We start from the raw sequence: 23463 nt of genomic DNA, 5'->3' as shown, positions 1-23463 counted from the left end.
CAGCAAGGGGGAATCCTTTGGGCACCATCGCGGACAGTGCTGACGTTGATGCAGGCGCAAGCATCGGGGCGGGCACCAAAGTGTGGCATCTCGCGCAGGTCCGTGAGGCGGCACGCCTGGGGGAGAACTGTGTCGTGGGTCGCGGCGCCTACATCGGCCCCGGCGTGGTTTTGGGGGATAACTGCAAGGTGCAGAACTACGCCCTGGTGTACGAACCCGCGATTCTTGGGGCGGGGGTCTTTATTGGTCCCGCAGTGGTCCTGACCAATGATGTTTTCCCACGCGCTGTCACTCCGGAAGGGACCCTCAAGACAGAGGAGGACTGGGAAAAAGTGGGTGTGACGATCCTGGAGGGAGCTGCTGTTGGTGCCCGTGCGGTTTGCATAGCGCCCGTAACCATCGGGGCGTGGGCGATGGTGGCGGCAGGCGCTGTGGTCACAAAGGACGTGCCGGACTTCGCGCTCGTGGCGGGTGTCCCCGCGCGGCGCATCGGCTGGGTGGGCAAGGCCGGCCAACCATTGATTAACGACGGCAGCAATTGGGTTTGTCCCGGCACGCGGGATGCGTACGTCGAACGGGATGGGGTCCTGCGGCTCGCTTAAGGTCGGATGTGCGACGGATCACAGGGGCAGGGTGGATTCGACGGACGTTGCGGTCCCTCGGGTAGGCTAGAGCAGCAGACAATGCGCAACATTGCGCTGCCCGCATTCGAACCAGGAGATTTTGTGACCGCTGACCTCGTCATCGTAGGGTCCGGCTTTTTTGGCCTGACAATCGCAGAACGGGCCGCCACTGAGCTCGGCTTGAAGGTGGTCGTCATCGACCGTCGCCACCACATCGGGGGCAATGCCTACAGCGAAAAGGAAGAGCAGACCGGTATTGAAATACACCGGTACGGCGCCCACCTTTTCCATACCTCGAACGAACGCGTGTGGGAATACGTCAACAGGTTCACCACCTTTACAAACTACGTGCACAAGGTGTACGGCGTCCACAAAGGGGAGGTGTACTCCCTGCCCATCAACCTGGCCACCATCAACCAGTTCTTCCGCGCCAACCTGACTCCCGGCCAGGCGCGGGACCTCATCCAGGAACAGGCCGGCGAGCTGGCGGGCACCGATCCCCAGAACCTCAACGACAAGGGCATCCAGCTGATCGGCCGTCCCCTGTACGAGGCCTTTATCAAGCACTACACCGGGAAGCAGTGGCAGACGGACCCCAAGGACCTGCCGGCGGGCATCATCTCCAGGCTGCCCGTGCGGTACAACTACGACAACCGGTACTTCAACGACAAGTACGAGGGCCTGCCCACCAACGGTTACACCGCGTGGATCGAGAAGATGGCCGAGCACCCGAACATCGAGGTGCGTCTGAATACCGATTTCTTCGACGAATCCCACGAATACAGCAAGAACAAGGTTGTCGGCAAGATCCCCGTGGTCTATACCGGCCCGGTGGACCGCTACTTCGACTACGCCGAGGGTGACCTGTCCTGGCGCACCATCGACTTCGAAGAGGAAGTCCTCGATGTTGGTGATTTCCAGGGCACGTCCGTCGTCAACTACAACGACGACGACGTCTCCTACACCCGCGTGATCGAACCGCGCCACTTCCACCCCGAGCGTGAATACCAGACCGAGAAGACGGTCATCATGCGGGAGTTCTCACGATTTGCCGAAAAGGGCGATGAGCCGTACTACCCCGTCAACACCTCCGCCGACAGGGAGCGACTGCTGAAGTACCGCGACCTCGCAGCCGCGGAAACGGACGTCTTGTTTGGCGGCCGGCTGGGCACCTACAAATACTTGGACATGCATATGGCCATCGGATCCGCGTTGAGCATGTTTGATAACAAGATCCGGCCGCACTTCGAAAGCGGCGTGAAGCTGGAAAGTGGAGGTGTTGACGCATGAGCGCCGCCACCGACAGCAAAGCGAAAGCTGAAGTTAAGGCTGAAGGAATCGACAACCAGCTGGGATGGCAGACCCTGCAGCGCGTCATTCTGCCAAGCGCCAGCCAGATGGATACAGCGCCCCTCTACATGGATATGGGCACCGCTACTGGCATCCAGCTCCCAACGATTGGCGACGGAGACAAGAAAGACGCCAAGCCCAGGACGATCAGCAGCCCGACCAAAGAGGCGCACGTCGAGGACTTCCTCTCGCGGCACTCCACATCAGTCCGGTCGGGGGAGCGCGTTTCGTTCGGCACCTACTTCAATGCCTTCCCTGCCAGCTATTGGCGGCGGTGGGCAACGGTGGACAAAGTCCGGCTGCAAGTCCGGACCCAAGGCACCGGTTCCGTCATTGTCTACAAATCCAATGCACGCGGATCACTGCAGAGGGTAGACACCCGGCGTGTCGAGGGCATCTCGGAAAGCCATTTTGAACTGTCGCTGGCTCCCTTTGGCGACGGCGGATGGTACTGGTTCGACCTGTTGGCAGGAACTGAGCCACTCATCATGCTCGACGCCGAATGGCAAGGGCCCGCTGTCGAGAGAACTTCGGGGTCGGTAACCCTCCAGATCACCACACTCAACAAGACGGACTTCTGCCTCAACAACCTGCGTCTCCTGGCCGACAGCGCCGAAGCTTTGGAGCACGTGCGGGAGATCCTGATCGTCGACCAGGGCTCACAGAAACTCTACGATGCCCCCGGCTTCGAAGCGGTCAAGGAGTCCCTGAACGGGAAACTCAGGATCATCAACCAGTCCAACCTGGGCGGCTCCGGCGGATTCGCGCGCGGGATGTTCGAGGCCGTTGAAAACGGCAGTGACTACGTTCTGCTCATGGATGACGATATCGTCGTCGAACCCGAAAGCATCATCCGCCTCCTCACCTTTGCCGACCGATGCAAAACGCCAACCCTGGTCGGCGGACACATGTTCGACCTGTATAACCGGACTGTCCTGCACACGTTCGGCGAAGTGGTTAATCCCTACCGCTTCCAACCGGCCCTTCCCAGCGAAGATATGATCCTCGGGCACGACTTCCTGTCGTCCAACCTGCGGCAGACGTCTTGGCTTCACCGGCGCTGTGACGTCGACTATAACGGCTGGTGGATGTGCTTGATCCCCACCAAAGTGATCCGAGACATTGGACTCTCACTGCCGCTGTTCATCAAGTGGGACGACGCTGAATACGGTTTGCGAGCAAAGGAGCACGGCTACCCGACGGTTTCTCTGCCGGGATCTGCCGTGTGGCACGTCTCTTGGATCGACAAAGACGACCTGGTCGGTTGGCAGGCCTACTTCCACTCGCGGAATCGGGTCGTAACGGCGCTGTTGCACAGTCCGTACGAATACGGCGGTGACGTGGTCAAGGCTTCGCAGTACGGCGACGTCAAGCATATGGTCTCCATGCAGTACGCCACCGCACAAGGGCGGCAATGGGCACTGGAGGATGTGTTGAAGGGGCCTGAGACACTGCCCGACCTGCTGGCAACCAAACTGCCGGAAATCCGGGAAATGATGTCTGCGCATTCAGATGCCGTGTTCCGACCAAATCCTGAGGATTTCCCGGCTCCAAAAATGGACAAGCCGCCTCGCCGAGGACATGGCCCGTCCCAGCCTTCGAGAATCACCCTTCTGCCGTGGGCGGCGAAGACGGTAGTCAGGCAACTGGTTAAGCCCATCCAGGGAACCAGTGCCGAACGCCCTCAGACCACGGTTGCCCATCAGGACAACCGATGGTGGCGGATGGCCCAGTATGACAGCGCAGTGGTCTCCAATGCCGAGGGGACCGGAGCATCCTGGTACCGCCGTGATCCAAAACGCTTGAGGAAGATGCTGGCTGACAGTGGACGCCTTCACGCGGCGCTGCTCAAGGATTGGCCCGCGCTCAGCAGGAAGTACAAGGCTGCCGTGAACGATCTGACATCGATCGAGTCGTGGAGGAAGACGTTTGAGCAGCATACGCAGAATGAGATCAAGTGAGCGTAATTTCGACCAGTGATCTGACCACGCCAGGACTGGGCGGGGGACTGCGGGACATCAAGCAGTCAAGCTTCCTGCTCAAGCTGCTGGTGCGGAAAGAGTTGAAGGTCCGTTATCGGGGCTCCGTTCTCGGACTTCTCTGGTCCTATGTCAAACCGGGCGTTCAGTTCATCGTCTTCTATGTGGCGTTGGGAATCTTCCTCGGATTGGAACGAAGTGCCAGGAATCCGGACGGATTGGCAAACTATGCCGTCTACTTGTTTTCCGGCATTGTCCTGATCAATTTCTTTTCCGAAGCATTGGGCAATGCGGCACGGTCCATCGTGATGAACGGAAACCTGATCAAGAAGATCTACCTTCCGCGCGAATTGTTCCCAGTGGCCTCCGTTTGGGTGTCAGCGGTGCACTTCTTCCCCCAGCTTGTGGTTCTCATCGTCGGCTGTGTCTTCGCGGGATGGCACCCTAACCTGGTGCAACTGTTGGCTGCGGTCGCGGGCTTTGTCATCGTTGGGCTGCTCGCGACCGGTTTGGGGCTGCTTTTCGGTGCAGCCAACGTGTACTTCCGTGACTCGGAAAACCTGGTGGACATGCTCCTAATGGTTGCCACTTGGGCTTCACCGGTCATGTATGCGTGGTCAATGGTTGAGCAGAAGCTTGGAAGCACGGCATTTGCCATTTACCAGGCAAACCCGATCACCATAGGGGTGGAGCTATTCCACTACGCGTTCTGGTTTCCCACAACGGACGGTTCGGCAGCCATGCCCCCGAACCTCTTTGGTTTGTGGCTGCCTGTCGGGCTCGTGGTTGCGGTGGTCATTGTTGTTTTGGGTCAGTACACCTTTCGGCGCCTCGAGGGCCGTTTCGCACAGGAGCTCTAAGTGGCCACCGCTATCGAAGTTTCGAATATCAGCAAGCAATTCGTGTTGCGCCACACCAGGTCACTGAAAGAGGCTGTGGTGTGGCTAGCCAAGGGGCGAAAGGGCGATCTTTCCGAGAAGTTCCACGCGTTAAAGAACGTATCCCTTGACATCGAGGCTGGGGAAACCGTGGCACTCCTGGGCCTCAACGGTTCAGGCAAATCAACGCTGCTTAAACACATTTCCGGAGTGATGCTTCCCGACACCGGAACCGTGAGGACGCGCGGAAGGGTCGCTGGGCTTATTGAAGTTGGTGCTGGCTTCCACCCAGATTTGTCTGGGCGGGACAACGTATTCCTGAACGGCGCAATCCTGGGAATGACCGAGCAGCAGATCAAGGACAAATTTGACGACATCGTAGAGTTCTCGGAAATCGGTCAGTTTATAGATACTGAGGTCAAGTTCTACTCGTCCGGAATGTATTTGCGGCTCGCCTTCTCCGTTGCTGTACACACAGACCCTGAAGTGTTCCTCATTGACGAGATCCTCGCCGTAGGCGACGAGCCCTTCCAGCGAAAATGCATCGACAAAATTCAGGAACTCGCAATGGATGGTAAGACTCTAGTTGTGGTGAGCCACGACTTGGACCTTGTGGCACGCATATGCAAGCGGGGGGTTCTTCTGAGGCATGGGGAAATGATCTACGACGGGCCGATTCACGAAGCCGTTGGCCTGTTGCGCAGTTGACCCAACTTACTTTCCGGGGCAACCCTATTCTAGGGCTGACCCTGGCGTTCTTAGCATGGTAGCCGCGGCATGAGTAACATCTCCGCGCGCCAGTACTCGTTCGGAGGACTTTTTGTCTTGGTTTGATGAAGCACCACAATTTGTCCTTGCGGCATCGCTGCTGGTTATTCCTGGCCTGGCCGTGGGAATGGCCGCCCGCTTGCGCACAAGCCAGGCCCTTGCGGTTGCTCCGGCGGTCAGTACCTCGTTAGTCGGAGTTGCAGCGATTGCCGCACCGTTTCTGGGATTGTCTTGGTCAATTCTGCCTGTGCTTGGTTTGACTTTTGTTATTGCATCCTTAGCTCTTTTTGCTTCGTTTCTTTCAAAAAAGAGGGCTCGTGGCGCTAGTCCTAAATTTGACGAGAACCCGTCCTGCTGGATGCTGGCTTCGCTTGCGGCAGCAACAATTGCAGCCGTCCTTATAGGACGGCGGATAGTGAACGCCGTCGGATCGCCGGAAGCGTTTTCCCAGACGTTTGATAATGTTTTTCACCTTAACGCAGTGCGATATATCCTCGATACGGGCTCCGGTTCGTCGCTTACTCTCAACTCTATGACAGGGGCTGGCTCGTACCCAGCTGCATGGCACGACTTGGTTTCGTTGCTCGTCAGCACGGGAGGAGCGGAAATAACAACTTCCGCCAATGTCATCAACATCGTGGTCGCCTCAATAGTTTGGCCTGTTGGCTGCATTTATCTTGCGCAGTCGGTTTGGGGCCGAAAGCCTGCCGTCAGTCTCGCGGCTGGAGTATTGTCCGCGGCTTTTGGGGCCTTTCCGATCTCCCTGCTGGACTTCGGAGTCCTGTACCCGAATTTTCTTGCTCTTGCCCTCCTTCCCGTAGTTTTTGGCGTCGGACTGGATGCACTCGGTCTCTCCGCAGTGCCGGGCCGCTCAAAGCTTTTGAGCGCGCTGCTGCTGCTTGGTGTGCTTCCCGGTATGGCATTGGCTCACCCAAGCGCAGCCATGGCTTGGCTCGCGCTGATTATTCCACCAGCTAGCTACATTTTCGTTCGTAAATCCGTAGTACTGATCAGATCCGCAACTGGCATGCGCCGGACTGCTATTGCCGGAGCATTGGTTCTTGCGTTGGTCGGTGCCGTTGTCTTGATCCGGGTTCTCTGGGGCGTCGTGCGTCCTCCGGCCGAAGCGGCTTTTTGGCCGCCAGTTGAGTCGACGGGCCAGGCAATCGGCGAGGTAATTTCCAGTTCAGCGATTGGACGCCCTGTTGCTTGGGGCATCATGCTGTTGACTATCCTCGGTCTCTACCTGACTCTTCCTTCTGGCAAACGGTTGTGGCTTCTGGGTTCATATGCGGTGGCAGCCTTTCTCTTCGTCGTGGTGAGTTCGTTTCCTCAAGAGAACTTTCGACTGTTCGTGACGGGTATTTGGTATAACGATCCGCCGCGACTTGCTGCCCTCCTTCCGCTCGTGACAATCCCACTGGCTTGCAGGGGAGCCGTGGGCATGTGGGATCACCTGTTGGTGATTCTTGGGCGAGTGCATACTCACGTAGATAGGAGCGGCCCTGCGACTCAGGTCAGCCCCGCGAGAAGGTTCGTTCCGGTGAAGCCTTCGATGATAGTCGTTGCGGCTGGGGTCGTCGCTGTTGTGGCTCTTATTGCGGCCACACAGCGCGGCAACGTCAGCCAGGCCCAGGCGTCTATGACGGGCTCTTACAGTTTGAGTGATAACGCACCGCTGATATCCACCGACGAAATGACCCTCATCAAGCGGTTGCCCGGTGAGGTACCCAAGGACGCCGTGATGGTAGGAAATCCGTGGAATGGCAGCTCGTTGGCCTATGCTTTCGCTGATCGGAAACTGGTCCAATTACATATCCTTAGTGCTGTTCCCGAAGGCGCCGCCCCCCTGCTCAACGGCCCTGTGCCAGCACAGGACGACCCCGCTGTTTGCCCCACAGTCGAAAGACTGAAGATTGACTACATTCTCGACTTTGGACACCGGGAGGTCCACGGACGAGACAGTGGCTACAAAGGTCTGGACGCACTGATAACGGCAGGGTTGGCCACGCTCGAAGATTCGCAGGGAGAGGCCAAGCTTTACAAGCTAAACCTTTGCGGGTCGCCATAGCGTCGATACAAATGACCTATATTGTGGGGGAAGAGGAATCGATGAGAGCTGACAGCCCTAGCGTCGTCGTCGAATCCCAGCAACGAAAATGTACGCCGGCCTAGCAGGAAATCTACCTGATACGCATTTACCCTCCGCTGCGGGCCCTGCCTCCGCGGCCCTCGCACTTCGGATCTGGAAGATGGCTTCGTATGTTCTTGGTCTTGCTGGCCTGGCTGTTGGTGCCGAATGCACGTCTTTGATGCTGCCCGATTGAGGTTAGATCGGTTCTCGATGGATCATGGCTCGGAACAAGTACAAACCTACGATTAGGGGCAATGAAGTTGACACAAACCGGCCTGCGTTGGGAGAGCGCAGCCATGAGACCCGGGACGCTTGTTGGAGATAGCAGTCGAGGCATCATTCGTTGGGTAATCAATGTCGCCATCGTCTCGATCGGGGCCTTGATTGCCTTCTTCAGGATGCCGTGGGAAGCGCAAAGAAGTATCTGGGCAGAAGACGGCGGCGTGTTCCTCAATGATGCTATTAGCGGCAGCGGATGGCGCGGAATACTGGCGCCGTATGAGGGCTACCTGCACCTTATTCCGCGGCTCGCTGCCAACCTGGTCGTAAGCGTTGTTCCGATCAACCTATACGCGTTGGCCATGAATTTTCTCAGCTGCATCGTGGTGTCGCTCGTGGGCCTCCTCGTCTATCGACTGTCGAAGCCATTTTCCGCGAGTAGAACCATCCGAGTTTGTCTTGCCTCGATTCCTGTCCTTGTGGCACCTGGGCCCGTGGAAACGTTGGCCAACTTTGCAAACGTCCACTGGTACCTATTATGGCTTGCGCCATGGTTAGTCTTGAAGCCGGCGAAGAGCCGAAAGGAGGGGATATTCCTCCTTGTTGCCTCGCTGGTGGTAGCACTTACCGAGATACTGACACTGATGTTTGTGCCCCTATTCCTCTACCGGTGGCGGGACAAATCAAGGTGGTACGCGGAAATAGGTTTGTTTTTCGGGCTCGCCTGCCAGATTTTCGTTACTTTGACGAATTCGCGGTCCCCATCCTCTGGATACCCTGTAAATTTATTTTCTGTCTTGGAAGGTTGGTTCCTAAATAGCAGTAGCGCATTGTTTTACGGAGATTCCGTTACTGTCACAAGTCACGTTCATGCTTTTGGTGCGCTGCCGATAGTCGTTGCGGCGATTCCGTTTGTCGTGCTGTTTGCGTTCATCATGTGGAAAGGTGAACCGGCGCAGCGATTCTTGGCTGGCACCATGGTTGTAGCATCCTTCGGAACGTGGGCAGCAACTCAGGTGGTAAACCCACAGCCCTTCTTCGACTACGCTGCCTTTAACGCAGCCGATTGGAACGGTTTCTTCATCTCCCGGTACAGCACAGCTCCTTCTATGTTCCTTTTGACACTCTTTCCACTTGCCAGCGCCGTACTCATAACGAAGTCTCGGGCGAAAGCCTCACTCCTCCTCGGTTCTTTCCTTGTGTTACAGCTCATCTTCTTCTTTCCCACGGTGGTTTCCCGGACGAACGGGCCTGTATGGAGTGAGGAGGTCAATGCAGGAAGACAGGCTTGTATCGCCAATCCGACCTTGGGGACTACCGGGATTCAGATCGCGCCCCGGGGATGGTTTGCGGACAAAGTGCATATCGCGTGTAAAGAGCTCCTGGGGCAGTGAACTAAGCGTGTTTCCTAGCCGTCAGCACTGCCCCCACGGGGCTGTCCCACGTTCCGGTACCGCAGTAGAAGCGGTGACACTTCCGTGCAGATTGCCACGGACCGCCGCCGGCAGACACATCCTGCCAAGCGAACCCGCACCGCTACCCGTAGATGATGCCTTCGACTATCCTGAGGGCACGCGTCCCTGGCTAGCAGAGCAGGCGGCAGCGGCCGCTCGACGTGGACCCTTCACCCCTAAGTAAGAAGAGAAGTAAGCCACATCCATCCAGCATCCCGGATGCGGGCTACCGGTCCTAGGGGACACCTGCCGACAAAGGGACAACTGCCTTGTTGGGGTTCTCCGCCAGCAGCAGCAAGCCGCCGCAACCTCACAGTTTGGGTATTGCGCTTAAAGCTTGTAGGTCTACCTTTTATAAGGTGTGGCGACTAAGGCTGCGACTTGAGGTATCGCCGGAGAACGCGCCATTGGAATGCCGCGACGACAACTTCGGAGAGCGCCATTCCCCAAACCACTCCGGGGACCCCCAATAGTATTGCGCCGACGACAATCACAGGCGTTCCAATGACTGCCCCGACCAGTGTTGATGCAGCAAGCTCCCGCGCTTTGCCTATGGGCACCAGACATGCAAGCCCGATCACCTGCGAGATCGCAACGGCGGCAAAACTGACGCCGACTGGAATGCTTAAGTTGTAGCCGAAGTTGTTTGTCCCCGGAACGAGGACTTGGGCGGCCCAGGGACCGGCTGCAGCAAGGACTGAACCACCAGCGAGTCCCAGTAAGGGGGTTAGTTGCGACGCCCGGTTTATTCGATGGTTCGTAGAACCGGCACCCGCGGCTGGTATCCAACCTTGGACGAACTGTAGAACGGGGGAGAATCCCGTGACGGCAAACCGAAAAAGACGGTCAGCAATTGCGTAGCTTGCGAGTTGGGAAGGAATGATCGCATTCACAGCCAACATGGGTAAGTTGACATAGAAGCTTCCCGTCGCCGCCGTAATAACTCCATGGCGTTGATGTGCCATCTGACGCAGGGAGTTCCGGGGCGAAAAATTTGCCTTCAGACCTTCGCCAGAGCGCAGTATGACTGTCGAACTGACCCACACAGCGACAACATTGAAGATGAGTTGGGTGACGACCAGCAGGGTGAAATCCCGAGTCAAGACCAAAATGCCGACCCCTATGACCGTGCCGAGCAATTGAGGCAGCGCATCGAAAAGAAACAACCGCATTGCCCGCCCTTCACCAACGAAGTACCAAGCCGCTCCCACGAAGGGCATGAGGTAGGCGGCGGTGGCGATTGAGACAAACAATGCTTCCTTGGGCCTAAGCAGAGCCATGAGGATCATCATTACTGGCGCGGTGATGAGCAGGAGATAGGAGCGGGTAATGAGGGAATCAAGGAAAAGCTGAGGCCGGTCCTCCTTGGCGGCGGCAGCGACCATACCTGGGCCAACAGTTCCCCAGCCGAATGCAACTGCCACACCGAAAAGCGTTGCAACTGTCTGCACAAGGACCTGTACGGCCCAAGCGTCGGCGCCGACGACGCGGGTGATGACGGGTATGGCCAGCAGCCCTACGACGGTACCGGCGCCCACTGTGAGCGCAAAGGTTCCTAATCTGAACAATGCGGCCAGGATTGCTTTCACGAAGCTGAATCCAACCTTTCGTACCCCGGGTGCCAGGAAAGCACCCAAAGCCTCAATCCTAAGGCCCCGCAACGGCCGTCGCCCGGCAAGCCCACGCCGGTCGACTAAGCTGTAATGGTAAGTCGCACCGCAAAGTCAGGATGGTTCATGTCCGTAGCAGCCGTAGTTGTGTCCTTCAACAGACTGGACTATCTGAAGAAGTGCCTGTCGGCTCTGGAGCAGCAGACCCGCCCACTGGATGAGATCATCGTGATCGAAAATGGATCTACCGACGGCAGCGCTGAGTACGTGCGCGCCCATCATCCGGGAATTACCCTCTTCGAAACCGGCTCGAACCTCGGCGGGGCCGGTGGCTTTGCTTGGGGCATCGAGCTGGCGCTGCAGCATGGGCACAGCCTTGCATGGTTGATGGATGATGATGCTGAGCCACGCAACGATGCGCTGGCTCCTTTGATCCAGGCCATGGAGAGCGAACCACGGCCGAGCTTCGCCGCGCCCTTAGTGGAAGACACCGAAGGCGCTGTGGTGGTCGGCAACCTCCCCACAGTTTCAACAGATGCATCTGCCCAACTCGCTGCCCAGAAACTGGGAGGCATTGCGCTGTCACACACCACCTTCGTAGGCGTCCTAATCGATCTGAAGCTGTCGGCGGCTATGCCCCTTCCATATGCGGACTTCTTCATTTGGTTTGACGATGTCGAATACACGAAGCGACTGGCACGGTCTTCCTTTGGCATCCACGTTGTTAGCGCCCGGATGAAACATCCCAACAACGCGGGCGTCAAAGACATGGGATGGCGGCTGTACTACTACCTTCGGAACCAGTTGTGGCTTACGAGGCTAAATCCGCGCCCTTGGTCGCTGACGCAAAGGCCTATCTTTCGTTTTGCAGAATTAGCTGTGCTGGCATTCCGACAGTTCCCCGTGGCAAAGAACAAGGCACTCTGGTTGTCTGGCACGGTCAAGGGCTTGACCGAGGGCATGTTCCGCCTGCCTGCTGTGCTTTATCCAGGTGATCTGCTGCGCACATTGTCAACAGAAAGGCGCGATCAGCTCAGCAGGGGTTAGGGCGTCACCGTCAACACAGTTGGGCGGGTGCAGGCCGGCGCTGACCGGCGCAGCTGATCCACTGAGGGTCCGTGAAGTGGTGAATATGAGCGGCACTCTGCAATCGGCGGCAGCCAACCAGCAGGGGCGGCAGCAACATCTCGCCCTAGACAGATACCCGACGCAGAATTGTGCCAAGCGAGATTTCAAGGGCGCGCAGGGAGGAAACGTTTCCGTTGCGAACCCCCTTGATTACCAGTCTTATGAGCGCGCCGGCCTTGGGTACAGCGTAGATTAAGAGACTATCCCTCAGTTCCGGGCTCTTAGAGTCAACCGTCGGACCGAGCCGCTCCAACAATGTTCTCGCCATGAGTGTCCGCCACCCAAGCCCAGTCTTGTAGATGATGTTGCAAACACTTCGTGGTGAGACGCTACCTTCGTAACGCTTTACGAATCGAAAGGTGTTGCGGATGGATGTGGGCAAGCTCTGTTGCGATTCGCCTACGACATTTCCGCCATGCTGGATGTAGTCCTGCAGCACGACGTCTTGGATGTTGATGCTCCCGCAGGCGAGAGCGCAAAGTCCGATCCAGTGATCGTGGTATTGCGAAGGCGCGTCGAGCGACGGGAACGGCAGGGCCAGCTCAAGCACTTCGCGCCGGAAAATACAGAGTGACCCGGTGACTTGGTTATTAGCGATAAGGTCGGCAGCTCCGACAGATCTCCTGTCTGTGAGGCTTCCGTTTGACGGATCCTGCCCGATGGCGGATATGTGGGGCGGCACCACCCGTGCCTGCCCGGTAACGAGGGCGGCAACGTCAAGTTTCGGAAGGAGCGTTGCCAATTTCTCGGGATACCAATAGTCGTCCTGATCGCTGAGGGCAATCCATCGGGCTTCTTCCGGGACGGCTTCGAGGGCCCGCTCGAAGTTGTGGTGGAAGCCGAGCCGGTCGTCGTATCCAAGAACCCTGAACCGGTCGTCATTGCCGCAGGCCCGCTGCACCATGGCCGCCACGCGCTGATGGTCTCCATCCACGGAGATGAGACAGAAAAAATTCGAGTGGCTCTGCGACTGGATGGACTGCAGTTGGCGAGCGAACATGGACTCATCGGGCTGGTATGCGGCCAGGGCGACCACGCCGAAGGTTCCCTCGAAACTGACATCGCCGGATTGGCTCGGAATGGGGAGATTATGTGATGTCATCGGTTTTCGGTCCTTCGGGTCAAGGCCACGAAGAAGGCGCGCAGGAGCATGATTCTCGCCCGGAGAATGACCGCAACAGGTCTGCGGGACTTCGGAGTCGTGTTTTCGTCATGAAGGCGCCGTGCGACTGTAGGCGCTGCAACGTGGACCATGTTCCGGTTTAGGTTCGCCACGATAGCAATCCATTGGTCGTGAGTTTCGCTTAGAAAATCCGGGAACGGGAGGATGAGTTTCTTGGCCGCGGACCTGAAAGCCATGGTGCACCCGTAGTAAGGTCGGATTCCTATCCATGTGGTTATCAAATTGGCCACCCACCGACGGCTGTCGGATTCTTTGAGCTGAACTTGATGGTACCTGTTGGCGGGGCTTCCAAAAACGGTGAAGTTGCTCGCCGCGAAATCTTTGGTCTGCAGGGCGCTGACCAGAGTATCCACCCGCCCGGGCAGCCACACATCATCTTGGTCAGACAACATAATGTATTCGCCCCTGCTCGCGGACACTGCCTTCTCGAAGCTGGCAACGTAGCCTTGGTTTTCCGCGCTTGGAAGGAGAACGATGCGTGGGTCCCCAAGGTCGCGGACGACGTCGAGCGTTGAATCTTTCGAGGCATCGTCAACGACGATGAGTTCGTCCTCGGGCGACAGTTGCGCAAGGATGGACCGAATTTGTTCGGCAACGTACTCCTGACCGTTGTACGTTGCCATGCACACCGAAACCCGAACCGCTTCAGTTGCGCTCATCCTGTGATCCTCTGTTGAAATGATGGATCTATCTTGCCCAGCCGTCCAAGCCATCCATCGAAGCAACCGCGGATAAACGCCCGATACTGTCCTCTACGGTTGGCTCCGTAGATCATCCTGAAGACGTCACTTTCAATCTGGAAGCGAAGCCTGCGAACGAGCCAGATGGGGAACCGAGCACCGTACTGCCGCCAGAGGTAGATGCTGTTGCGCGTCATGTAGTACACCCGAAAAGGGGCGTGAGAATGGACATGCCGCTTTATTCCCAGGAGTGTGACATGCCATCCGAAAACCATCATCGGCTGAGCTTGGCCCAGGGCATGCGTCATGTTGCATCCCTCTCCGATCAAAGTGGCGAGGCCGTGGGACCTTACACGGAGATTGAATTCAGAATCGACGCAGTCAATGAAGAGCCTCTCATCGAGCATCCCGACCTTTCTAAAGGTGGATACAGGTACAACGGCACCCGACTGCAAAGGATCGAATGCTTCCGGGAAGCGGGACCGTTTCGAAAGGAGCGGAACGTCAATTCCATTGTGCGATTGGGCGCTGATAAGTCCGACTTCCACCCCGCTGGTCTGGGCTTCCGTGTAGGTGTCAAGGGCGGTTGCGATGTAGCCCTCGTCCAAAGCGGAGTCCTGGTCCAGGGTCACAATGAAATCCGGGGACCAGGCCCGAAAGGCTTGGTCAATGCCTGCATTGAGTGCTGCAGCAATCCCGACGTTTTCCGGCATTCGCAAAACTGTGCACCCCATGTCTTCAAGGTTCCTCAACACCCCGTCGTTGCGTCCGACATCAGAGCCGTCGTCGACCACAAACGTGTGGACGACTTGCTTATTGAGGTTTTCTACCCTCTCCGGAAGATCTTGGGGAGGGTTGAAGGCTGAGATAACAGCCACCACACGCGGGTCACTCTGGTGCGTCACGTCGTTTTGTTCCTTCTCGCTAACCCGAATAGACCGTTCCTATGCGTCAGGGAACTGTCAGACAGCAGGCTTCAGTCTATCGTTGGCGGGCAGAGCCCTCCATTCTGTCCGAGCCGGTGAGGGTCTTCGTACGGGCAGCTTGAGGATCACTGGACAGGGTGACACGGTAGCATTGTGGGGGTGCTCATTTCCGGGCCGACAGATCCAACACTGTGTATATTCAAGAAAAGGACCTTCCTGGCACATGGCCATTGATGTATTGCTTCCCTATTACGGCGACGTCGACCTGATGAAACTTGCGGCCCAGAGCGTCATGAGCCAGCAGTACGAGGAGTGGCGTCTCATCGTGGTCGACGATGGGTACCCCAGCCCGGAACCTCAGCGCTGGTTTGAATCTATGTCGGACCCGCGGGTCACATATCAGAAGAACGAGCAAAACCTTGGCGCCAACGGTAACTACCGCAAGGCGCTGGAGCTGGCAGAGGCTCCGATCGTCGTTGTCATGGGCGCGGACGACATCATGCTGCCGAACTATCTCGACGTGGTCTCCAGGGCATTTGAAACTTACCCGGAAGCCAGCGTTGTCCAGCCCGGTGTTCAGGTTATCGATGAGCAGGGGCGTGCATGCTCCCCGCTGGTGGACATCGTCAAGAAGGTATACGCACCCTCCACCAAGTCCACAGTCCTCCTGCAGGGCGAAAAGATGGCCACCAGCCTTGTCCGGGCCGACTGGGCGTACTTCCCGTCCCTGGCATGGCGCACGGATGTTATCCGCCGTATCGGCTTCACGGAGGGTTTGCACGTGGTGCAGGACCTTGCGCTGCTGTTGGATATTGCAGCCGAAGGCGGCTCCATGGTGGTCGACCCGACGCTCGCGTTCCTCTACCGCCGGCACTCCGCATCGGACTCGTCGGTCAAGGCACTTGACGGGCGCCGGTTCGATGAAGAGCGCGCGTACTTCGAAGGACAGGCACGGCGTTTCCGGGTACTTGGCTGGAACGGAACCGCCCGGGCTGCAGCCTTCCACACGACGTCGCGGTTGAATGCAGCCACCCTGGTTGCCCGCTCACTGATGATCGGGAAAACCGATTCGCTGCCCAGGCTGCTGAAGCACGTGGTTTCCTAGCGGACTGCATAAAAAGGTGGCTGCCCCGGATCCTGGGGGCAGCCATCTTTTTCGTTAGGACGTTGGTTCGGGTGGGAGCGTTTCCGGGTGCGTCCCGTTGCTGGCGGCTGTGTCACCCTGCACCAGGCTCTCTTCCAGCTGAAGGACTTTGAGTCGAAGGATACTCACTTCCTCCGCCAGGACGCGGACTTCGTCTTCCGCCTGGGACTGTTCGAAGGAGAGGTGCAGGCAAACGGACACCAGCAGTACGATCGCCATGGCGAACAGGAGGTTTGATGGCACCTTCACGCCGAGCACTCCGCTGGACCAGAAGAGAAGCTGCGGAAAGGCCACCAGCACCAGGACGCCAATCCCGATGATGATCCAGATGACGGCGTACTTTTCGCGCAGGTGGCGGCGGCGCAGCATTTCGAAAATGATCAGCAGAATGACCAGCACAAAGATGAAGCCAACGAGGGTGGCCATGGAAACTCCTAGTTGGACGACGGTTCGTTCTTCTTGCGCGTCAACGCAAAGAGGAGGGCAAAGGCTGACCGGCCCAGGTAGATGGCGGCCTTGACGGGGTCGTGGCTTGGGGTCCCGCCCTGCCGTTCGCGCATTGAGACGCCCACTTGGCGAACGGTGCATCCCGAGCGGATGGCGACGACCAGGGAATCGATGGTGTCACCTAGGTATTCGGCGGGGTAGTGGTCCACGTACTGGCGGATGGCCTTGGCATTGGCAGCGCGGAAACCGGACGTGACATCGGTGAGCCGGGTGCCCGCAATCCGAGAGATGGTCCAGGCCAGGACGTTCATGGCCCACTTGCGGGGCCCCCTGACGGTGTACGTGCCCTTGTCCGCGAACCTGGCCCCGATGACGATGTCCGCTTCCTGCAGGCCGTCGAGGACGGCCTTGATATCACGAGGATCATGCTGGCCGTCGGAGTCCACCTGGATAACCCGGGTGTAGCCGTGCATTTTTGCGTACTTGAAGCCGGTCCTCATGGCTCCGCCCACCCCCATGTTGAACGGGAGCTGCACCACCAGCGCGCCGGCGTCGCGGGCAACCTGGGCAGTGTTATCGCGTGAGCCGTCGTCCACGACGAGGACGCTGCAGTCAGGGCCGAACTCGAACACTTCCCGGATGGTGCCGCCGATGGCCTCCGACTCGTTCCAGGCCGGCATGATCACCAGGGTGCGGTGGGCTTGCTCTGCGGGAGTCATGCTTTATCGTTTTCCGCCTTTAGGTAAGCAGTCAGCCGCTCATCGGCATCGGCGACATCAAAACCCGTGGAGTATGCCTTCGCCAGGTTCAGGGCACTGTTGAGCGGTCGCGGAGCGGCGGCCTTTTCCTTGAAGTATTCAGCAGTGGTGATTCCAGTGACATCAGTCCTGGGGGCGCCGGCCTGTTCGTAGACGTCCGCCGCTATGTCGGCCCAGCTTTTTACGGGTCCGGCGTTGCTGAAGTTGTAGGTACCGTAGGTGGCTTCGGTGGTCAGCAGGTGGCTGATGAAAGCTGCGATGTCCTGGGTGAAGGTCAGGCGGCCGGTCTGGTCGTTGACCACCGCCGGCTTGATCCCCCGCCCAGCGAGGCTGGCCATAGTTCGGACAAAGTTGTTGCCTTCACCGATAACCCAGCTTGTACGCACGATGTAGTGGCGGGGAACGACACCTGCCACCGCCTCGCCTGCAGCCTTGGTTTGGCCGTAAACACCCAGGGGGGTGAGGGGTTCGTCCTCGTCGTGGTTGTCTCGGCTCCCGTCAAAAACGTAGTCGGACGAGACGTGGACCAGCGTGAGGTCATGCTCGACGGCGGTGCGCGCCAGGTCGGCCACGGCTCTCACGTTGATGGCCCAGGCGGCAGCCCGGCCTTCCTCGGATTCGGCAGCGTCCACAGCGGTGTAGGCCGCGGCGTTGATGATGGCGGAGTAGTTCTTCCAGTTCCGGTTCTTGAAGGAATCCTCCCGGGCGAGGTCGAACTCACCGCGGCCGGCGAACTCGACCCTTGCGTCGCCGTCGTACTGTTCGCGCAGTGCCTTGCCCAGCTGGCCGTCGGCGCCAACGACGAGGATCTTCTTGGCCGGCATCGGGGCGACGTCTGCCATCCGCGGGTGGGCTTTGTCCTTGTCGGAGAGTTCGGCCTGGTCCAGCGGGATCGGCCAGGAAATGGCAGCGGCTTCGTCAGCCAGGTTCAAGAAGGTATACTGCCCCTGGGCATCGGCGGACCAGTGGTCGTTGACCAGGTAGGTGTAGGCCGTGTTGTCCTCGAGGGTCTGGAAGGCATTGCCGACTCCGCGCGGAATGAAGATCGCCTGGCTGGGGTCCAGCTCAGCGGTGAAGACAGCGCCGAACGAGGGCCCTTCACGCAGGTCAACCCAAGCCCCGAAGATTCGCCCCGTGGCAACGGAGATGAACTTGTCCCACGGTTCGGCATGGATGCCTCGGGTGGTTCCGGCTTTTTCGTTGAAAGAGATGTTGTTCTGGACCGGCCGGAAGTCCGGCAGTCCCAGGGCAACCATTTTTTCCCGCTGCCAGTTTTCCTTGAACCAACCGCGGTTGTCGCCGTGGACGGGGAGGTCGTAGAGAACGACGCCGGGAATGGGGGTTGTGTGGCCGGAAAGCTTTTTCGAGAACTCCAGAGACATGGACTACTGGCCCTGTTCCTTGTATTTGGCTTCGGTGGCGGCTTTTTGCGGGCGCCACCACTGTTCGTTGTTGCGGTACCAGTCGATGGTGTCTTCGATGCCGGCGTCGAAGTTGGAGAACTGGGGTTCCCAGCCAAGTTCGTTGCGGAGTTTGGTGGAGTCGATGGCGTACCGCAGGTCGTGGCCGGGACGGTCCACTACATGGTCGTACGCGTCCGGGGCCAGGCCCATGTGCTTGAGGATCAGTTCAACGACGTCCTTGTTGTTCTTCTCGCCGTCGGCACCGATCAGGTACGTTTCCCCGATGGTTCCCTTGGCGATGATGGCCAGGACCGCGGAGGAGTGGTCATTGGCGTGAATCCAGTCGCGGACGTTTTCGCCCTTGCCGTAGAGCTTGGGACGGACGCCGTCGATCACGTTGGTGATCTGCCTCGGAATGAACTTTTCTACGTGCTGGTACGGGCCATAGTTGTTCGAGCAATTGCTGATGGTTGCCTGGAGGCCGAAGGAACGCACCCAGGCGCGGACCAGGAGGTCCGAACCGGCCTTGGTAGAGGAATACGGGCTGGAGGGGTTGTAGGGGGTCTGCTCGGTGAACCGCTCGGGATCGTCCAGTTCGAGGTCGCCGTAGACCTCGTCGGTGGAGATGTGGTGGAAGCGCTTGCCGTGCTTCCGGGCCGCTTCGATCAGCGTGTAGGTGCCGATGATGTTGGTATCCAGGAAGGGGCGGGGGTCGTGCAGGGAGTTGTCGTTGTGCGATTCGGCGGCGTAGTGGACCACGACGTCGGTGCCTGCGACCAGGCCGTCCACGATGCCGGCGTCGGCGATGTCACCCTCAACGAAGGTGAAGCGGTCCTCGGGCAGGCCGCGCAGCGATTCGAGATTGCCGGCATAGGTCAGCTTGTCCAGAACAGTGACGTGGTCATCAGTGTTTTCCAAGACATAGTGGACAAAGTTTGAGCCAATGAAGCCGGCTCCGCCGGTCACAAGAAGTCGCTGCATAATTTCCAAGGGTACCGGATTTGCTGCTGCACTTAGCGAAGGGAAAGATGGGGGGCATGCGCGGAATAATACTTGCCGGCGGAACCGGCTCAAGGCTTCACCCCATCACACTGGGTGTCAGCAAGCAGTTGGTCCCTGTCTATGACAAGCCGATGATCTACTACCCGCTGTCGACCCTCATCCTTGCCGGGATCCGGGACATTCTGATTATCACCACCCCGCATGACGCCGAACAGTTCGAGCGGCTTCTCGGGGATGGCTCCCGTTTCGGCGTCTCCATCACCTACAAGCAGCAGCCCTCGCCGGACGGCCTGGCCCAGGCCTTTGTCCTCGGCGCAGAGCACATCGGCGACGACAGTGTGGCTCTTGTGCTGGGCGACAACATCTTCTACGGCCAGGGCATGGGTACCCAGCTGCGCCGGTTTAAGACCATCGACGGCGGTGCAGTCTTCGGGTACTGGGTCAAGGATCCGTCGGCCTATGGCGTGGTCGAGTTCGATGAACAGGGCAAGGCACTGTCGCTGGAAGAAAAGCCAGCTGCACCGAAGAGCCACTACGCGGTGCCCGGGCTGTACTTCTACGACAACAACGTGGTGGACATCGCAAAGAACCTGAAGCCGTCTGCACGTGGTGAGCTGGAAATTACCGACGTAAACCGAGTCTATCTGGACGCAGGGAAGCTCCAGGTGGAGATACTTCCACGCGGAACAGCGTGGCTTGATACTGGGACTTTCAATGACCTCAATGATGCGTCGAATTTCATTCGAACAGTCGAAAATCGGCAAGGCTTGAAGATTGGAGCTCCAGAGGAAATTTCGTGGAGGCTGGGCTTCTTGACCGACGACGAACTTCGCGAACGGGCGGAGCCTCTCGTAAAAAGCGGATATGGCTCTTACTTGCTTGAGTTGCTGGCGGAACAGTAGGCCACATTTAAACCGATGAGGGGGTTGAAGCCACGGCTTCAACCCCCTCATACTTTTGGTGTCAGTACGTTAGCGTACGGCAGCCCAACTGTGCGTTGTAGGCGCTGAAAATTGAGACTGCTACGCCGTAGGAACAGACCCGGTACTGACCCCGAGCAGTAATCGGTACGGAGGTTGAATATCCGTGATCACCGGTTGTTTGGAGGGCACTATTAACGTCCGCACGCTTCAGGTTCGCGGTGAACGGATAGCCTTTCGTACTGCCGTCCGGGAAAGTTATGTAGACGTGAACGGGATTAGAGATCGCGGGCAGCGCCGGATCCAAAGTCCAGCCTTGGGTTACTACGGAAGCCTGGCCGCCTGAGATCTGAACTCCTGCGCTATCAAGGAAGCCCGTTGTAGCTGGAGTCGTGCTAACCGAAATGCTCTTGCACCCAAGAAGGGTGGGCCCGTTCGAGACTGGCGCCACTCCAGTCGCGCGTGCGCAAACCGAGTAACTACCCGTCGATGAAATTGGAAGTGATGCCTGAAACCCATGGTCACCAATGGTCCCTAGAGCCGAGTTTACGTCTGGCCGCTGGAGGTTAGCAGTGAGGATTGTTGGTGTTGGGTTGGTGATAAGCGAACCGTCTTTCGACGCGATGTAAACGCTAACGGGATTGCTCGTGCCTGGCTGTGTTGGGTCCAGAGTCCAGCCTCTAACCTGTAGCGTCGCCGAATTTGGAGCCAGCGTGAGGGAGAGTGTGTCGTAGCTGCCAATAGGCGATGGATTCGCCCCGATATTCAGGGTTTGGCAGCCCAACGGAATGTTTGCATTTTGACCTATCGCATAGGTACAAGCCTTGTACGCGCCGGGAGCGGTTGCAGGTATTTGATAGTCGAAACCATGATTGGATCCCAAGCCCGTTGCGGCGTCCACGTCTGGTCGTGGGGTATTTGCGGTCATTCGGTATCCGGTGGTCGTTCCATCGGGAGCCGTGACATAGGTATCGGCGTAGGTGGAAATTCCGGGGTTGGCTTGGTCCACCGCCCATCCCCTGAGCCGAAGGGTCACCTTGTCCACTGTTCGGATCTGACTCAAACTGTCGAGACTGCCCGTCGGCACGCCAATTCCCGTAGCGGTCACACTCTTACAGCCAAGGGGCGTGTTTCCGTAGTAACCGATCGAGTAGGCGCACGCGGAGTACGTTCCTGATCGAGAGATCGGTATGGAACCATCAAACCCATGTGAGGGCCCGTAACCCAGAGCCTGGTCGACGTCAGGTCTGGACGTATTCGCTACCCACGGGTACCCCGTCGTGGTCCCATCCGGTCCGGTTACATAGACGTGAGTCTGGTTGGAGACAGCCGCATTAGCGAGGTCGACTGACCACCCCCGAGCTCGGAGAGAAAACTGTGTGCCACTCCCAGTAACTGCCAGATCGTCAAAACTACCTGTCGGGAGTGCAGCCCCAGCGAAGCGCTGCAACGACGGATAATCGCCATTCCAGACGTTGGAGTCGCCCGCGAATGGCCCGGTGCTGCTGAACTGCCAGATGCTGTACCCACTCCAGCTCGCTGATGGCAGCGCTCCGGCGTAATCAGTCGCTGATGAGGGGTAAGCGGCGACCCAGAGCGGATAGTCTCCAAACCCGGATGGGTTGCCAAGACATTGATTCCACCAGCTTGTATTGGTGTATATGACAGGCAGCCTGCCCGTCAATGCCCTCACGGTGTTGCCGAAGTCCTGAACCCAAGAGGCCAGCTGCCCTGCTGACATGTTGTAGCAAGTGTTGCCGAAGTAGAAGCCGTTGATGGTCCTGCCTTCGTAGGGATTGAATTCGAAATCAAGCACGGGCGGCATGGTGTATCCATCGGGCGACCAGCCCCCGCCGTTTTGCACGAAGTAGCGCGCTTGGTCTGCTCCGGAAGACCAGTTGGGGATCGCGAAGTGGTACGCGCCGCGGATCATGCCGACGCTCCGTGCACCTTGGTACTGAGAGCTGAAAAGGTCATTGGTGAAGTAGTTGCCTTCGGACGCCTTTACATAAGCGAATCTTGCGCCCATGTTCCACTGCTGTTGCCAATCAACGTTGGTCTGGTAGCCGCTGACGTCGAGTCCTTTTACGCCAAAAGTTGGCATCCATGTGCCTTCAGAGCCAAGAAATTCCGCACTTAGCTGTTTGACGGCCGCAGTGTTTGAGGACGCTGTGACACGGGCAGACCGCTGGCCCATTTCGGCGCCCTTGCCAATGGCTTCAGCCATTGTTTGGGCAGCTGTTGGTGATGGCGTAGGTGTCGCGGGTAATGGGGCCAAAGGGGTCGCGACGGACGAAGTTGGGGACGCGGACGATGACGGCAGGGCTTGCGCGGGTTCCGGGTGAACGGAAGGGGAGGGTGAGGGCGACTGGCCGGAATCGATTGCGAAGGCGACGCCGCCAACGCCCGGGCTTCCCAGCAAGGAGCAGACGAGGACGATCAGCCCGAGTGATTTCAGGACTGGTCGACGGGACTGAGACAGGTTCCGCTTCATATTTGCTCCGGAGACTTGGCGGCGCTCCCCAAGCGCCCCTTTGGATACTGCTCAGGTGATTTCCCCCAGGAAGGCACCTGATAGTTGTATTTCGTTAGACAACGCGCTCACCTTAGCACTCGTGTTACTCCTGCGACCAGCGATACGGATGAGATAGGTGTGGCTTATTTCGGCGATCGCTCAGGCGGCTCTTGTGGGGCCGCTTCCTTGCTTAGTCGCAGCCAGCATCTGTGTATTAGCAGAGGAGGACTCTTCTTCGACCTTGTCGAAATACCCCAGGATCCGAGACCCTGCCGATACGGTCGTCGTAACACGTGGGTTCTTGCCCAAAACACAGACGATGGAAGGAGCCGCCGGAGGTGC

19 protein-coding genes are annotated in these 23463 nt (G+C 58.3%); 10 read left to right on the top strand and 9 right to left on the bottom strand.

Features of this window, described 5'->3' with window-relative positions; genetic code table 11:
* Positions 1-17 precede the first annotated feature (17 nt).
* The 7 genes from QRM96_RS13440 to QRM96_RS13410 all read left to right on the top strand — a co-directional run bounded on the left by QRM96_RS13440 (position 18) and on the right by QRM96_RS13410 (position 9345).
* Positions 18-602, top strand: coding sequence for an acyltransferase (locus QRM96_RS13440; protein ID WP_285319967.1), 585 nt, complete (start codon positions 18-20; stop codon positions 600-602).
* 123 nt (positions 603-725) lie between these two features.
* Positions 726-1913: a UDP-galactopyranose mutase gene (gene glf, locus QRM96_RS13435; protein ID WP_285319966.1), complete on the top strand. Its 1188-nt coding sequence runs from the start codon at positions 726-728 to the stop codon at positions 1911-1913.
* Positions 1910-3934 (top strand): glycosyltransferase, encoded by a 2025-nt coding sequence (locus QRM96_RS13430; protein WP_285319965.1) that lies wholly within the window; start codon positions 1910-1912, stop codon positions 3932-3934. Before glf ends, QRM96_RS13430 begins: the two co-directional genes overlap by 4 nt.
* The gene (locus tag QRM96_RS13425; RefSeq protein ID WP_502934890.1) at positions 3931-4812 is read left to right on the top strand and encodes an ABC transporter permease; all 882 of its coding nucleotides are present in this window, start codon (positions 3931-3933) and stop codon (positions 4810-4812) included. Before QRM96_RS13430 ends, QRM96_RS13425 begins: the two co-directional genes overlap by 4 nt.
* On the top strand, positions 4813-5538 hold the full coding sequence (locus tag QRM96_RS13420; RefSeq protein WP_285319964.1) for an ABC transporter ATP-binding protein: 726 nt from the start codon (positions 4813-4815) through the stop codon (positions 5536-5538).
* Between the two features lie 112 nt (positions 5539-5650).
* The gene (locus tag QRM96_RS13415) at positions 5651-7669 is read left to right on the top strand and encodes a DUF6541 family protein (RefSeq protein ID WP_285319963.1); all 2019 of its coding nucleotides are present in this window, start codon (positions 5651-5653) and stop codon (positions 7667-7669) included.
* A 317-nt stretch (positions 7670-7986) separates the two neighbouring features.
* Positions 7987-9345: a hypothetical protein gene (locus QRM96_RS13410; protein WP_285319962.1), complete on the top strand. Its 1359-nt coding sequence runs from the start codon at positions 7987-7989 to the stop codon at positions 9343-9345.
* A gap of 428 nt (positions 9346-9773) precedes the next feature.
* Here the strand turns inward: QRM96_RS13410 and QRM96_RS13405 are convergent, their stop codons facing one another.
* On the bottom strand, positions 9774-10994 hold the full coding sequence (locus QRM96_RS13405; RefSeq protein ID WP_285319961.1) for a polysaccharide biosynthesis C-terminal domain-containing protein: 1221 nt from the start codon (positions 10992-10994) through the stop codon (positions 9774-9776).
* Between the two features lie 147 nt (positions 10995-11141).
* Between QRM96_RS13405 and QRM96_RS13400 the strand changes: the two genes are divergently transcribed.
* Complete coding sequence (locus QRM96_RS13400; RefSeq protein ID WP_285319960.1) at positions 11142-12062, top strand: glycosyltransferase family 2 protein; 921 nt, start codon at positions 11142-11144, stop codon at positions 12060-12062.
* A 145-nt stretch (positions 12063-12207) separates the two neighbouring features.
* Here QRM96_RS13400 and QRM96_RS13395 read toward each other — a convergent pair whose 3' ends face one another.
* The 3 genes from QRM96_RS13395 to QRM96_RS13385 are packed head-to-tail and all read right to left on the bottom strand — an operon-like array spanning position 12208 to position 14911.
* On the bottom strand, positions 12208-13245 hold the full coding sequence (locus QRM96_RS13395) for a glycosyltransferase (protein WP_285319959.1): 1038 nt from the start codon (positions 13243-13245) through the stop codon (positions 12208-12210).
* Positions 13242-13985, bottom strand: coding sequence for a glycosyltransferase (locus QRM96_RS13390; protein WP_285319958.1), 744 nt, complete (start codon positions 13983-13985; stop codon positions 13242-13244). Before QRM96_RS13390 ends, QRM96_RS13395 begins: the two co-directional genes overlap by 4 nt.
* Positions 13982-14911 (bottom strand): glycosyltransferase, encoded by a 930-nt coding sequence (locus QRM96_RS13385; protein WP_285319957.1) that lies wholly within the window; start codon positions 14909-14911, stop codon positions 13982-13984. The genes QRM96_RS13390 and QRM96_RS13385 overlap by 4 nt, the downstream gene beginning before the upstream one ends.
* 244 nt (positions 14912-15155) lie before the next feature.
* Between QRM96_RS13385 and QRM96_RS13380 the strand changes: the two genes are divergently transcribed.
* The gene (locus QRM96_RS13380; RefSeq protein ID WP_285319956.1) at positions 15156-16037 is read left to right on the top strand and encodes a glycosyltransferase family 2 protein; all 882 of its coding nucleotides are present in this window, start codon (positions 15156-15158) and stop codon (positions 16035-16037) included.
* A gap of 54 nt (positions 16038-16091) precedes the next feature.
* On the opposite strand, the gene QRM96_RS13375 is transcribed toward QRM96_RS13380, so the two are convergent.
* The 4 genes from QRM96_RS13375 to rfbB are packed head-to-tail and all read right to left on the bottom strand — an operon-like array spanning position 16092 to position 19665.
* Positions 16092-16502: a DUF2304 domain-containing protein gene (locus tag QRM96_RS13375; protein WP_285319955.1), complete on the bottom strand. Its 411-nt coding sequence runs from the start codon at positions 16500-16502 to the stop codon at positions 16092-16094.
* Positions 16503-16510: 8 nt separating this feature from the next.
* Positions 16511-17242 (bottom strand): glycosyltransferase family 2 protein, encoded by a 732-nt coding sequence (locus tag QRM96_RS13370; protein WP_056085032.1) that lies wholly within the window; start codon positions 17240-17242, stop codon positions 16511-16513.
* Positions 17239-18663: a sugar nucleotide-binding protein gene (locus tag QRM96_RS13365; RefSeq protein ID WP_285319954.1), complete on the bottom strand. Its 1425-nt coding sequence runs from the start codon at positions 18661-18663 to the stop codon at positions 17239-17241. The genes QRM96_RS13370 and QRM96_RS13365 overlap by 4 nt, the downstream gene beginning before the upstream one ends.
* Positions 18664-18666: 3 nt before the next feature.
* A complete protein-coding gene (rfbB, locus tag QRM96_RS13360; protein WP_285319953.1) occupies positions 18667-19665 on the bottom strand; it encodes a dTDP-glucose 4,6-dehydratase in 999 nt (332 codons plus the stop codon).
* A 56-nt stretch (positions 19666-19721) separates the two neighbouring features.
* Here rfbB and rfbA point away from each other — a divergent pair, with 56 nt between their 5' ends.
* Positions 19722-20588: a glucose-1-phosphate thymidylyltransferase RfbA gene (rfbA, locus tag QRM96_RS13355; RefSeq protein WP_285319952.1), complete on the top strand. Its 867-nt coding sequence runs from the start codon at positions 19722-19724 to the stop codon at positions 20586-20588.
* 61 nt (positions 20589-20649) lie between these two features.
* Here the strand turns inward: rfbA and QRM96_RS13350 are convergent, their stop codons facing one another.
* Positions 20650-22710, bottom strand: coding sequence for a lysozyme (locus QRM96_RS13350; RefSeq protein WP_502934891.1), 2061 nt, complete (start codon positions 22708-22710; stop codon positions 20650-20652).
* Positions 22711-23463 lie beyond the last annotated feature (753 nt).

Origin of the sequence: Pseudarthrobacter sp. lyk4-40-TYG-27 (assembly GCF_030209295.1) — a bacterium.
Classification (GTDB): domain Bacteria; phylum Actinomycetota; class Actinomycetes; order Actinomycetales; family Micrococcaceae; genus Arthrobacter.
Note: the sequence above shows the minus strand (reverse complement) of the source record. Positions and strands in the feature narration are given on the sequence as shown.